Annotated in this window: 8 protein-coding genes; 4 read left to right on the forward strand and 4 right to left on the reverse strand. The window is 61.0% G+C overall.

Annotated features, from left to right (window positions below; translation table 11 throughout):
- Positions 1-49 precede the first annotated feature (49 nt).
- Together lhpI and AC3D25_RS27055 are read right to left on the reverse strand one after the other, a co-directional pair.
- Positions 50-1,009 (reverse strand): bifunctional Delta(1)-pyrroline-2-carboxylate/Delta(1)-piperideine-2-carboxylate reductase, encoded by a 960-nt coding sequence (lhpI, locus tag AC3D25_RS27050; protein WP_488891559.1) that lies wholly within the window; start codon positions 1,007-1,009, stop codon positions 50-52.
- Between the two features lie 106 nt (positions 1,010-1,115).
- Positions 1,116-2,480: an MFS transporter gene (locus tag AC3D25_RS27055; protein WP_488891560.1), complete on the reverse strand. Its 1,365-nt coding sequence runs from the start codon at positions 2,478-2,480 to the stop codon at positions 1,116-1,118.
- 489 nt (positions 2,481-2,969) lie between these two features.
- On the opposite strand from AC3D25_RS27055, the gene AC3D25_RS27060 reads away from it, so the two are divergent.
- From AC3D25_RS27060 to AC3D25_RS27070, 3 genes are all read left to right on the forward strand, one after another.
- Positions 2,970-4,025 (forward strand): haloacid dehalogenase-like hydrolase, encoded by a 1,056-nt coding sequence (locus AC3D25_RS27060; RefSeq protein ID WP_488891561.1) that lies wholly within the window; start codon positions 2,970-2,972, stop codon positions 4,023-4,025.
- 373 nt (positions 4,026-4,398) lie between these two features.
- Positions 4,399-5,247: an NAD-dependent epimerase/dehydratase family protein gene (locus AC3D25_RS27065; RefSeq protein WP_488891562.1), complete on the forward strand. Its 849-nt coding sequence runs from the start codon at positions 4,399-4,401 to the stop codon at positions 5,245-5,247.
- Positions 5,248-5,276: 29 nt separating this feature from the next.
- Positions 5,277-6,569 (forward strand): MFS transporter, encoded by a 1,293-nt coding sequence (locus AC3D25_RS27070; protein WP_488891563.1) that lies wholly within the window; start codon positions 5,277-5,279, stop codon positions 6,567-6,569.
- Between the two features lie 73 nt (positions 6,570-6,642).
- On the opposite strand, the gene cynS is transcribed toward AC3D25_RS27070, so the two are convergent.
- The gene (gene cynS / locus AC3D25_RS27075) at positions 6,643-7,092 is read right to left on the reverse strand and encodes a cyanase (protein ID WP_488891564.1); all 450 of its coding nucleotides are present in this window, start codon (positions 7,090-7,092) and stop codon (positions 6,643-6,645) included.
- Positions 7,093-7,445: 353 nt separating this feature from the next.
- On the opposite strand from cynS, the gene AC3D25_RS27080 reads away from it, so the two are divergent.
- A complete protein-coding gene (locus tag AC3D25_RS27080) occupies positions 7,446-11,606 on the forward strand; it encodes a CheR family methyltransferase (protein WP_488891565.1) in 4,161 nt (1,386 codons plus the stop codon).
- 22 nt (positions 11,607-11,628) lie between these two features.
- Here the strand turns inward: AC3D25_RS27080 and AC3D25_RS27085 are convergent, their stop codons facing one another.
- A complete protein-coding gene (locus AC3D25_RS27085; RefSeq protein ID WP_488891566.1) occupies positions 11,629-13,701 on the reverse strand; it encodes a secretin N-terminal domain-containing protein in 2,073 nt (690 codons plus the stop codon).
- Positions 13,702-14,187 lie beyond the last annotated feature (486 nt).

Here is a 14,187-nt window from a genome sequence, read left to right on the forward strand (position 1 = left end):
TATAGCGGAGATAGTGACGTTGGCGCGTCGTGCAACGGTTGTACAGACGTTAAGCCAACCGATCCGTCGCCGCTTGACTTCGGTCCCGATACACCAGAATCGCCGCCGCGAGATCTTCGAGCGCGGAGCCGACCGACTTGAAAACTGTCCGCTGTCGAACGTCTTCGCGTCCACGCGCCTCGCCACGGCACAGCGCTTCGAGCGTGCCTTTGACATCGCCCGCGACGAACACGCCGCGCGACAGAGGACCGAGCAGGTCGCCCGATTTCGCCAGCGCCTCGTTCGTGTCGACGTATAGCGCGCTGCCCGCGAAGCAGTCGTCGTCGGCTTCGCGCAAGTGCGGCGCGAAGCTGCCGATCAGATCCAGATGCGTTCCCGGACGCAGCCATTCGCCCCGCACGAGCGGTTCGGTCGCGAGCGTCGCGCACGAGACGATGTCGGCATTGGCGGCCGCGCTCGCGAGATCGCCGGTGGCGACGGCGTTGAAACCTTCGTCGGTCCATCGCCGTGCCAGCGCCTCGGCTGTTTCGAAGCGGCGGCTCCAGACCGTCACCGTCTCGATCGGCCGCACCGCTCGATACGCCTCGGGCAAAAGCTGCGCGACCCGCCCGCTGCCGACAACCAGCAGGTGGCTCGCGTCCTCGCGGGCGAGATAGCGCGCCGCCAGCGCCGACGCCGCGACGGTCCGGCGCGACGTGATCTCGTTGCCGTCGATGTGCGCGAGCGGTTCGCCCGTGGTGGCGTCGTAGAGGAGGTAGGTCGAGAAAAGTCCGGGCAGGCCCCGGCTGGCGTTGTCCGCGAAGATGTTCACGGTCTTGATGCCGAGGAAGCCGCCCGGCTGCCACGCGGGCATGATGAGAACGATGCCCGGCGTCTGCTGCGGCACGCCGATCCGGTGCGTGTGCCGCAACGGCACTTCGCAGCCCTCGGCGAACAGGGCTTCGAGCGCGGGGATGAGCGCGTCGAAGGGCAGGGACTGGCGAGTCGTGAGCGCGTCGTAGGTTTTCATGGCGGCGTGAGGAGTGACCTAAGCGGTGCGTAATGCGTCGATATTAAACGCCCCGGCCACGCCGCCAATTTCAAGCCGCTCGACGCGCGGCGGATTCACGCGCCGATCACGCCTGCCGCAATTCGACGCGCTTGATGTCCTTCACGATCACGAGATAGCTGAACACGGTAATCAGCGCGTTCGCGCCGACGAACACCAGCGCGCCGTTGAACGAGCCGGTGGTCGCGACGAGATAGCCGATCACGATCGGCGTCACGATGCCCGCGACATTGCCGAACATGTTGAAGATCGCGCCGGAGAGGCCGATGGCTTCTTTCGGCGACGTATCCGCGACGACCGCCCAGCCGAGCGCGCCGATGCCTTTGCCGAAGAACGCGAGCGACATGAGCGCAACGACGATCCAGTCGGTCGAAACGTAGTTGCAGCCGATGATCGACACCGACAGCAGCATGCCCGCGACGATCGGCACCTTGCGGGCCACCGTCAGCGAATGGCCGCGCTGGATCAGCGCATCGGAGAAGACGCCGCCGAGCACGCCGCCGGTGAAACCGCAGATCGCGGGCAGCGAGGCGACGAGGCCCGCTTGCAGGATCGTCATGCCGCGCGCCTGGACGAGGTAGATCGGGAACCACGTGAGGAAGAAGTACGTCATCACGTTGATGCAATACTGCGCGAGGTAGACGCCGAGCAGCATCCGGTTGGACAGCAACTGCTTCACGTAGCGCATGCCACCGGTGCGCGTGCCGGGTTCGGACGCGGACGCGGCGCTGGCCGGCCGCTTGTGTCCGGCGATCACGCCGCCGCCTTGCTCGATATGATCGAGTTCCAGCTTGTTGACGCCCGGATGATCCGCCGGATTCTTCATCACCTTGAGCCACGTCAGCGCGAGCACGACGCCGGCTGTGCCCATCACGATATAGACGTGGTGCCAGCCGAACGCGTGCGTGAGCCACGCCATCAACGGCGTGAAAACGACGGCGGCGAAGTATTGCGCCGAATTGAAGATCGCCGATGCCGTGCCGCGTTCAGCCGTCGGAAACCAGCTTGCGACCACTTTTGCGTTCGCCGGAAAAGCCGGCGCTTCGGCCGCGCCCATCGCAAAGCGCAACGCGAACAGCATGAAGACCGCGCTCGCCGCCGTGCCGATCACGCCGACCGTGCTTTGCAGCAGCGTGAAAAACGACCAGAGAAAAATGCTCGCGGCATAGACACGGCGCGCGCCGAAGCGGTCGAGCAGCCAGCCGCTCGGCAACTGGGACAGCACGTACGCCCAGCTGAACGCGGAGAAGATGTAGCCCATCTGGATCGCGTCGAATCCCAATTCGCCGCGCATCGCGGACCCGGTGACGGAAAGCGTGGCGCGATCGGCGTAATTGAACGTGGTGATGATGAAGATCATCGCCAGAATTCCGTAGCGGACTTTCGAGCGTTTCGCGACGCCTGCGACGCTGGCGGTTCGGCTGATTTCCATGATGATTCCTGTATCCGGCATGCGCGGCAATGGATTCAACGACTTCGTGCATGCGGGTCGTGACCCGCAACTGTGGAAAACTGTCGTCGTATGACATTTTAGGGGCGACGCGAATGCGAATGACAGTCGGGGTTTTCCCTTTATTTTTTCGATAAAACTTATAGAACAATGGGTTGTAAAATATATCGATATTTTACTTTAACTCTAATCGCGCTCGATATGACTTCAAATAGCGCTAAATGTTATAGGTTGTCGTACTTCCTGTTACGTATCAAACCGCCCGTGACGCGTGACGCGTGAGCAATCCACGGCAGTTATTCATGCTTCCACGGGGTCCACGGGTATCGAGTGCGCCCGCCCGGTCCTTCTATTCGACGCGTCGTCAACGCGGGCATCCGCTATGTCTTTCTCGTTCGTCCTCCCAATACAATCTGGCATTCGCCGTTCCGGGCCGTTACGCGAGGCCGCTCAATGAATGCGGGGTCGAGGATGCATCGCCATTTTTCGTTTGGCCGGGTCGCGCTGTTGTCGGTGCTGTCGCTTGTCGCGTGTACGAGCGCGCCGCCGCCACGCCCGACAGAGCAGACGGTCTTCGTCTCCGGTATGGCCGAGTTGCCCTCATGGAAAGAAACGATCACCAAGGCATCGATCGCGGAATTCGTGATGCGCGTCACGACGGAAGGCGCGCCGGATTACCTGCCGCCGGCGCGACGCATCGCGGTGTTTCAGAACAACGGCGCGCTGTGTGTCGAGCAACCGGCCGATCTGCAGACGTTGTTCGTGATTCAGCGCGTTCAGACGCTCGCGCCGCAGCATCCGGCGTGGAAGGGCCGCGAGCCGTTCCGCTCGGCAATCGCCGGCAATATCAAAGGCGTGACTGCAAGCGGCGACAGCGCGAAGCGGCAACTTCTAGCCGCGACGCACGCCGGGACGAGCAGCGAGGCGTATCGGCGTGCGGTCGAGGAATGGTCGGCAACGGCAATCGATCCGCGTTTCAAGCGGCCTTACGGGCAGCTCGTGTACCAGCCGATGATCGAGATGCTGAAGTATCTGCGCGCAAACGGATTCGAAATCTATCTCGTTGCAACGGGCGATATCGACTTCATGCGCGCTTTCGCCGAGAAGGCGTATGGCATCGCGCCGTCGCATGTCATCGCGACCGCGCGCAGCGACGCGAATCCGCCGCCGAATCGGCAAACCTCGCGCAAAGCCCCGCGAAAAGGCGCACGGCCGCCATCGAAGCCCGACGACACCGCAGCAAAAGTGGCGCCCATTGCCGAGGCGATGAACGGCCGCTTGCCGGTCCTCGCGTTCGGCAGCGCCGACAACGACTTGCCGCTGCTCAAATGGACCGATAGCCAGGCGGGCGCGCATCTGGTGGGTATCGTCCGTCATACCGACGCCACCCGCGAATATAACTACGATGGCGCGGCGAAAAGCCCGCTTCCCGCCATCGTGCGTGAAGCGCGGACCAAGGGCTGGGTGATGGTCGACATGAAAGACGACTGGAAAACCATCTTCCCGGAAAGTCGCGCGGGACAGTAAGGCGCGTCATTACTGGACCTTAAGGTCCTGTCCGCGACATCCCATTTTTTCGGCCGCGACGCACTCGCCGCTTGTGGCCGGGCGCAGCCGCGCCACCGGCATGCCGACTTCCCAATACGCGATCCGAACCCGCGCTTAAACCTTCCAGTTATACGATGTCGCACAAACATCGCCGCAAGATACCCTTGTTTTGCAAACAAATTCCGCTCAGGCACAGATTTTGTCCGGGTAAATGCCTATTTGAGATGAACCTTGGGATCGTCGATAGTACGTTATCGTACAACTAGCGACCCATCCAACAGTCGCTTTCGCCACGGTTTGATCGCTGGCTACTGCCGACGCCTATCGAGCACTCGGCGCTTAAAGGAACGTTATGAAGAAAGTTGCCCTGAGTGGCGCGGGTGGTCAGCTCGGCTCGGTCGTGCGGCGCGCGTTTGTCGCGCGCGGCACGCCGTTGCGTTCGGCCGCCGGCTCCAAACCGCTCACCCCGCTCGTGGAAGGCGAGGACGTCATGCACGGCGATCTGCGCGATCCGGCCGTCGTCGATCGTCTCCTCGAAGGCGTCGATGTGCTGATCCATTTCGCAGGCACGAGCGTCGAGCGTCCGCTGCCGGAAATCATCGAGAACAATTTGCGCGGTCTCGTCGAAGTGTACGAAGGCGCGCGGCGGCACGGCGTGCAGCGCATCGTGTTCGCCAGTTCGAACCACGCGATCGGCATGTATCCGGTGACCGAGCATCTCGCGCTCGATTGCGCGTTGCGCCCGGACGGGTTCTACGGCCTGAGTAAGGTGTGGGGCGAAGCGCTGGCAAGAATGTATTGGGACAAGCACGGCATCGAGAGTGTTTGCGTGCGGATCGGCAGTTGTCTCGAACGGCCGACCGAGCCGCGCCACCTGAGCACGTGGTTCGGCCATCGCGACCTGATGCATTTCCTCGACCGCTGTATCGAAGCCGAGGACGTGGGTTACCTCGACGTCTGGGGCGTCTCGGCCAACACGCGCAGCTGGTGGGACAACAGCGGCGCCGCGCGGCTCGGCTACCAGCCGACCCAAAACGCCGAGGACTACGCGGCCGAAGTGCTCGCGAAACCAAACCCGCTCGATGCGCTGGGTCAACGCTTCCAGGGCGGCGGTTTCGTCGGCATCGATTATTCGCGCACGGACGGTGGCCCCGACGCTGCGACTGCGTCTGCGACTGCGCCCACCACCCAGCCGAACTGATCAGTTAAAGAGTTAGAGGAGACACGACAATGAAAATCAAGGGCATCCGCTGGTGGATGGTCAGTCTGGTCGCGGCCGGACTCATCATCAATTACCTCGCGCGCAATACGCTTTCGGTGGCTGCGCCCACGCTGATGAAGGACCTCAACATCAGCACCGCGCAGTACTCGCATGTCGTGGTCGCGTGGCAGCTTTGTTATGCGTTCATGCAGCCGGTCGCGGGCTATGTGCTCGATACGGTCGGCACCAAGATCGGTTTCGCGGCATTCGCGCTGGCGTGGTCGGTGGCGTGCGCGGCGGCGGCATGGTCGACGGACTGGCGCAGCCTCGCGTTCTTCCGCGGCGTGCTCGGGATTGCCGAAGCGGCTGGCATTCCGGCCGGCGTCAAGGCGACCAGCGAATGGTTTCCGGCTAAAGAGCGCTCGGTTGCGATCGGCTGGTTCAACATCGGCTCGTCCATCGGCGCGCTGCTCGCACCGCCGCTGGTCGTCTGGGCGTTGCTGCACGGACAATGGCAGTGGGCGTTTTTGATCGTCGGCGCGGCGGGCGTGGTCTGGACCGCGGTGTGGATGGTGCTGTACAAGCATCCGCGTCAGCAAAAGCTGCTCGGCGACACCGAACGCGACTACATCCTGAGTGGTCAGGAAGCGAAGCATAGCGACGCGGGCGCGCAAAAGCGCCGCTGGTCGGAAATGCTGCGCAGCCGCAACTTCTGGGCGATCGGCATTCCGCGCATTCTTTCCGAGCCGGCCTGGCAAACCTTCAACGCGTGGATTCCTTTGTACATGATGACCGAGCGTCACATGAACCTGAAGGAAGTCGCGCTGTACGCGTGGATGCCTTTCCTCGCGGCGGATATCGGCTGCGTGCTCGGTGGTTATCTCAGCCCGCTGTTCCATAAATACGCGAAGGTATCGCTGTTCACGTCGCGGAAGATGGTCTTCGTGTTCGGGGCGCTGTGCATGGTCGGGCCGGCGTGCGTCGGACTGGTTGCAAGCCCTTACGCGGCGGTTGCGCTGCTGTGCGTCGGCGGTTTCGCTCACCAGACCTTGTCGGGTGCGCTTTACGCCATCACGTCGGATATGTTCGGCAAGAACGAAGTCGCGACGGCGACAGGCATGGGCGGCATGGCCGGTTACCTGGGCGCGGCCGCGTTCACGGCGCTGTTCGGCGTACTGGTGACGCGAATCGGCTATAGCCCGCTGTTCGTCGTATTGGCCGTGTTCGATATCATCGCGGCCTGTGTGGTGTGCTGGCTGGCACGCAGCAGCGACCGCACGCCGGAGCCGCGTATGGTCGCCACGGGTGCTGCGGCCCGGTAAGTAGGGCGGCGCCAAGCGCCGGAACGTTTGGCAAACGGCGCCTGCGGGCGCCGTTTTGCATTTCAGCGCGTGATCAATATTGCTTGTAGGGAAGAAATTTTCCCGACAGCACGACCTTGACGCGATCGCCCTTCGGATCCGTTTCGCGCTGGATATCCATCGAAAAATCGATCGCGCTCATGATTCCGTCGCCGAACTCTTCGTGAATCAGTTCCTTGATGGTCGTCCCGTACACGCTGACGATCTCGTACCAGCGGTAGATCAGCGGATCGGCCGGCACGGCGGTGTCGAGCGATCCCTTGTACGGCACGATCTGCAGCCACGCGATGGCGTCGTCCGGCAGCCCGAACAATTCGCCCACTTTTTCCGCCTGTATCTTGTTGAGCGTCATCTGCCCGAGACATGCAGCGGTCGTCCATTCCTTGCTCTGGCCGATTTGCTCGGCGACATCGCGCCACGCAAGTCTTTTTGCAACCTTCGCGGCGACGATCATCTGCGACACTTCTGCGCGGCTCGAAATCATGGCGTTCTCCATCGATCAGGTTATCGGATGCCCGGCGCTGAATACGCGGGATTCGTCAGGATTCGTCGGGATTATTTCCGGCCAGAAATGCCGTGTCAGGCGTAAGCGCGCGATTTTTCCCATTCGACGCGCACCCTCGAAATATGTGATGATTCGCCGCCGAACGCGGGTCGGAGCGCGTGTCGGGTATGAAAATTGCGCGATTCTCGTACATTTATCGTGCGTCCTTTAGAATTTTCGGCGGTCGCCGCGACGCGCTTCGATCGACAATTCGCCCCTCCGCACCGGGCGCGATCCATTGGGATCGAGCCGCAGTCTCTTAAACCTTTGCGCTTCGCGGAGAACACGCGCCCATGTCACGCGACGAAATGCCCGATCCGTCGAGCGCGGGCGACCCTTTCGCGTCGCCTGTCCCGCCTTCGCCGGGATCGCCCGAATTTCCGGTTGTCGGCGTCGGCGCGTCGGCGGGCGGAATTCCGGCCTTGCTGCGCTTTTTCGAACACATGCCCGACAGTCCCGGCATGGCATTCGTCGTGGTGCTGCACCTGTCGCCGAAACACGAGAGTGTCGCCGATCAGATTCTCCAGCGCGTGACCCGCATGCGCGTCATGCAAGTCCGGTCGACGACGCGTATCGAAACCAACTGCGTCTACTTGATTTCGCCGTCGAACGACCTTTCGATGGTGGACGGCACGCTGCGCATCAGCGCGGCCAAGCGTCCGTACGGCCGTCCGGTCGCCATCGACCTGTTTTTCCGGACGCTCGCCGAAGTCCACGGCACGCGGGCATTTTGCGTCGTGCTATCCGGGACGGGCAGCGACGGCGCGGTCGGCATCAGCCGTATCAAGGAATGCGCGGGTCTTACGCTTGTTCAAAGCCCCGAAGACGCGCAATACGACGAGATGCCCCGCGCGGCAATCGCGACCGGCATGGTCGATTTCACGCTGCCGGTCAACGAGATACCGCGAAAACTCATTGCGCTCTGGCACAACGCGCGCGCCATCAAGTTGCCGGAAGCGGCGAGCGTTCCCGACCTGGCGGAGACCGCGAACAGATCGGCGCTGATGCACGCGCAGTCGTCGGTGCACGGCATCCTCACGACGCTGCAGCGGCGCACCGGTCACGACTTTCGCCATTACAAGCGCGCGACGGTCCTGCGGCGTATCGAGCGGCGCATGCAGGTGAACGCGCTCGCCGATCTGGCCGCTTATCAGGAATTTCTCGACGCGAACGTCGACGAAACGCCCGCGCTGCTGAAGGACATGCTGATCGGCGTGACCAACTTTTTTCGGGATCGCGAGGCGTTCGAGTCGCTTGAGCATGACGTCATTTCCGCGCTGTTCGAAGCGCGTCCCACGGACGACCAGGTGCGCGCGTGGGTGGCCGGATGCTCGACGGGCGAGGAAGTCTATTCGCTCGCGATGCTCCTCTCCGAGCGCGCGCAGCAAACCCCCGATGCGCCGGAGATTCAGATTTTCGGCACCGATATCGACGAGCGCGCGATCGATACCGGCCGGGCCGGCAGCTACCCGGAGTCGATTCTCGCGGACGTCAGCGCGAGGCGTTTGCGCCAGTTTTTCACCCACAGCCGCGCCCGTTATGTCGTGAACAAGGCGCTGCGCGAGCGCGTCCTGTTCGCGGCGCATAATATCCTGCGCGATCCGCCGTTCTCGCGCCTCGATCTTGTCAGTTGCCGGAATCTGCTCATCTATCTCGACCGGACCGTTCAGCGCCAGATTCTGCAAATGTTCCATTTCGCGCTGAAACCTGGTGGCTTTCTTTTTCTAGGCAACGCAGAATCTGCGGAGGCCGCGGACGACCTGTTCACCGCGGTGGACAAGAAGCACCGAATCTACCGGGCGAAGATTCTGATCTCGCGTCCGCGAACCAGAAGTCCGGCGCCCGTGGCGGGGCGGATATCTCAACCATGGCAACCAACCGTCGTGAAACCTGAAGTCAGACATTCCCGGTCTTCGCCCGCCGATCTGCATCAGCGGGTGCGCGAGTTTTACGCGCAACCGAGCGTTCTGGTCGACAAGAACGGCGAGATTCTGCACATGTCCGAGCAGGCGACGCACTTCCTGCGCTATGTCGGCGGCGAGCCGACCCACAACCTGCTGACCCTGATCAACCCCGACTTGCGGCTCGAAGTGCGGACCGCGCTCTTTCAGGCGCTCCAGCATGGCAAAAGCGTGGACGCGCGGCGCGTTCGTTTCGCGCGCGGTTCGATCAACGGGTACGTGAACATTTCGGTGCGGCCGTTTCGCGAAACGTCGGACGGCGCGGAAGTCGTCTTGATCTCGTTCGACGAAATTCCCGAGGCCGATCCGCGCGACGATTCCGATTCCTCCGCCGACAAAAATAATCCCGTGGTGACGCAACTCGAAGAGGAGTTGCATCGCGTGAAGGAGCAGTTGCTGCTGAGCGCCGAGCAGTCGAGTGTCTCGAACGAGGAACTGAAGGCGTCGAACGAGGAACTGCAGGCGATCGTCGAGGAACTGCGCTCGGCGAGCGAGGAACTGGAAACGAGCAAGGAAGAACTCCAGTCGGTCAACGAAGAACTGACCACCGTCAATGGCGAACTCGAAGCCAAGGTGAACGAGGCCGACAAGGCAAACGACGATCTGGAGAACTTGATCGTCTCAACTGGCATCGCGACGATTTTCGTCGACCGCGCGCTGCGTATCAAGCGCTATACCGCGCCGGCGGTCGCGCTTTTCAACCTGATCGAATCCGACGTTGGCCGGCCGCTGCTCGACCTGACGCACCGGCTCGAATTCCCCGAACTCGCCTCGGATGCCGCCGTCGCGTTCGAGCAACTCAGGGTCACCGAGCGCGAAGTGCGCAGCCACGAGGGCCGCTGGTTTCTCGCGCGGCTCTTGCCTTATCGCACACTGGACGACCGTATCGACGGCGCGGTGTTGACGCTGATCGACGTCACGGAGAGAAGGCAGGCGCAAGCGGAAGCGCGCACGAGCGAAGACCGGCTCAAGCTCGCGGCACTCGCGACCGACGACTACGGCATCATCGTGCAGGACGTCGACGGCGTGATCGTAAGCTGGAACAAGGGCGCGACGCGCGTGTTCGGTTACGAGGAAAACGAAGTCGTAGGCAAGCCGATCGACGTGGTGTTTTCGGCCGGCGATCGCGCTGAGGGCGTGCCGCGCGCGGAGCGTGAGCGGGCCGACGGCACAGGTCGCGCGGAAGACGAGCGCTGGCATGTGCGCCGTGACGGCACCGAGATTTATTGCAGCGGCGTGACGACGCCCATCGACGCGCAGACGTTCAAGGGCTACGCGAAAATCGTGCGCGACGTGACCGACCGCAAGAGCGTGGAGAGCCAGCAGCAGCTTCAACTGGCGCTGGAGCGCGCGGTGCGGGCGCAGGCGGAAGCGAGCAATCGTCTGAAGGACGAATTTTTCGCCGTGCTCTCGCATGAACTGAAAAATCCGCTGAACCTGATTCACGTCAAGGCGGAATTGCTGACGCGCGTGCCCGATGCACGCGATATTCCGGTCGTGCGCGATGCCGCCGACGCAATCAAGCGTTCAGTCGTGAGCCAGGCCAAGATCATCGACGATCTGCTCGATTTATCGCGTTCCCGCACGGGCAAACTCGCGCTGAACCTGGCGCTCGTCGATCTCGCGGCGGTCGTGCGCGCGGTCGCCGATGCGAGCGACGTCGATGCGGCGGCGGGCGGGATTCGTCTCACGGTGCGCGGCGCGGACAGCGAAGTGCGGGTGCACGCGGACGCGGTGCGTGTCGAGCAGATCGTGTGGAATCTCGTTCGCAACGCGCTCAAGTTCACGCCGCGAGGCGGCGACGTCACGCTGACTGTGAGCCGGTCGAACGGTATCGGATCTATCGAGGTCGCCGACACCGGGCAGGGCATCGCGCCGGCATTTCTGCCGCGCATCTTCGATATGTTCAGTCAGGAGGAAGGGGGCGGAAAGCGCGACCGGGGCGGCCTCGGAATCGGCTTGTCACTGGTGAAGCAACTTGCGGAAATGCAGGGCGGCATGATCGAGGCGCGCTCCGACGGGCTTGGTCGCGGCGCGTTTTTCCGGCTGTCGCTGCCAGAGATGAACGTCCTGGACGCGATCGGCACGCCGCCGGGCGCCGGCAATCCCGCGATCTTCGAGGGTTTGCGCATTTTGCTGGTGGACGACGCGCTGGAGGCCCTCGACGCACTTCGCACGTTGCTCGAACTCGAAGGCGCGATCGTGCATGCGGTCAATAGCGGTGAACGGGCGCTCTCCGCCGTGACCGAACACGACTTCGATCTGATTCTCTCCGACATCGGCATGCCGACGATGAACGGCTACGAACTGGTGCGCCGCCTGCGTGCGTCGGCGCGCACGGAAAAAGCGATCATTATCGCGGTGACGGGTTTTGGCCGGAAGCAGGATGTCGCCGAGGCGCTGAAGGCGGGCTTCGACGGGCATCTCGCCAAACCGGTTCCGCTCGAGCGCCTGTCGACCGAGGTTGCGCGCCTTTCGGAAAGCCGCCGTTAAACGGTGTGTATGCGCTCGCGTATCACGGGGAATCGACCTTGTGCTCCATATGCGTCAGGTCGAGCACACCGGTTCCATTGCCCGCCCGGTCAGGAGCCGGCGGTGGCAGGGCGGGAACTGAATCGTCTTTTTCGGTCCAGTTACCGGTATGGTAGTTGCCCGATTTATTTTGCATGAAGCCATAACGATCCAGCGAGATGGCTTTTAACGAAGCCGCGTCTTTTATGATGACCGGCCGGAGAAATATCAAGAGATTCGTCTTGACCCGGCTTTTCGTCTCGTTTCTGAATAACGTGCCGAGCAAGGGAATTTTCGATAACCACGGCACCCGGCTGTTGCCGTTGGTATAGGCGTCGCTAATCAGTCCGCCCAGCACGACGATCTGACCGTCGTCAGCCAGTATCGTCGATTGCAAGGATCGTTTATCTATGGAATATCCGCCGGATTGATCGGCCGTCCCGCTTTCGACGCTCGAATCCTCCTGATAAAGCTGCAACTTGATGGTGCCGCCCTGGTTGATTTGCGGTCTGACGTTCAACATGATCCCGACGTCCTTTCTATCGAAAGTATTGAACGCGGACACCGATGAAGAACTGGTGGTATTGGTTGAATACGTGCCCGATTCGATTGGAATATTGGTGCCGACCAATATGCGGGCTTCGTGGTTGTCGAGCGTGACGAGACTGGGCGTCGATAAAATGTTCACGTCGGAGTTGGTTTGCAGGGCCTGAAATAATCCTTTCGTTCCGAGAATATTGCCGAAGCCCGCCACGATGCCGACATTGGTGGTCGATGCGGCCAAAGTCGCCAAACCAGCAGGCGTCAACCATTCGATGCCGAATTGTCCTGTGTTATTCGACGATACTTCCATAATCAGCGACTCGATATAAACCTGGACTTTGCGTTGATCGAGCCGGGCGATAACCACGCTGAGATTTTGAAAGACGGGTTCGGAAGCCGTAATGATCAACGAGTTAGTGGATATATCGGCGACGATTTCTCCGCTGCCCCGGTCACTGTCCGAATTGGTCGAATCGGACCCGGTGCCGCTGCCGCCGAACGGTGAAGTAGCGGACGCCGACGAAGCGCCGGTCGCCGTGGACGCGGTGCTGCTGTCCATGCTCGGAAGCGGCGGCAGCGAGCCGTTGCCATTCGATAACCCCGACGAACTCTGGCCGCTTCCGCTGCTTTGCGTGCTGCTCGTCTTCGCATCGCTCGCGCTTTTCTGGCCCAGAATGCTTCGGAGCGTTTTCGCCAGCTCCGTGGCATCGGCGTTCCGTAACGTAACGATATGGATATTGCCCGGTGTCCGGGTCGGCGTATCGAGTTTGACGATCAGCGTCTCCGCTTCCGTCAGCCGCGTGGCGCCGCTGGACCGGAGCACGATGGAATTGGTGCGCGGGTCGGCCGCGACTGTCACTTTCTGAGTGGGATCGGAATTTCCGATCGCGCTCAAATCCAGCAGCTTCTGGGCTTGCGGAGCGATCGTGGCCGCATCGGCGAAATTGAGCTGTACCACGTTGATATTCGCGGCGGACGCGTTATCGATTCCGGCAATCACCGTCGCGATTCGCTGGATATTATCGGCGTAATCGGTGACGACAATCGTGTTATTGCTGGGATACGCCGCAATCGTATTATTGGGCGATATGAGCGGGCGCAGGACCGGTAACAGATTATTTGCAGATTCCCTGTGTAGCTGAAATATCTGCGTGATGATCTGATCGCCTTTTGCAGTTGGCGTATTTCCGACATACGTCGGAACACCTTGAAGTTTTGCATCGGCTTCCGGCACGACCTTTAGAACACCGTGATCCTGCAATAACGAAAACCCCTGCATTCTCAAGGCGGATTGCAAGGTTTTAAGGGCTTTATCTTCTGAAACCGGGGCTTCGGAGACGAGATTCAATTGACCCTTGACTCTCGGGTCCACAACAATGGTTTTTCCTGTCGCAGCCCCAATTGCGCGGGCTACTTCGTCAATATCGGAATTCACGAAGTTCATCGTGACAGCGGCGGATATTACGTGAGAATAAACTAACGACGACGCAAACAGAACGGCAAAAACCGTTTTAAAAATAGTCCGTTGTTTCATGGAAAGATTGTAAATGGCGCGCCATTCATTTCAAGACGCCAAATCGCTTCCGAAGAATATTAGATGACATCGTACGTGATGCTTAATATGCAAGCCGTAAGCCCGGAAAAGGCGATCGGGATCTCGCGAATCAGGCAAAATTCGGAATGTTCGAATTATGGTAGCACGGTTTTTTTGGCTGTCTTCGCAATCTCGGCGAATTAAGTATTATCAATTATCTTAATTACTTACCCCGCATTAATCCTATAAATCGCGAGTTCGCGGCGTCGTTGCCATCGTGGATTTATTTTTGGAAGATTTGCCGGGGAGTTTGAAAGCACGGCATCGGCTGGACCCGCAACCTGAGCACGTGGACGCAGTGTTCGTCGTCGCGGAAACGGCGGCGTCGGCAGACCCGTTGACACCCATCCAACAAAATTAGCAGGAAAGATAGGATCTTCACATTAGAAGATACGAGCATTACATTTGCGCCGTAACCGGCCCATT

This window comes from Caballeronia sp. SL1002 (assembly GCF_057814995.1).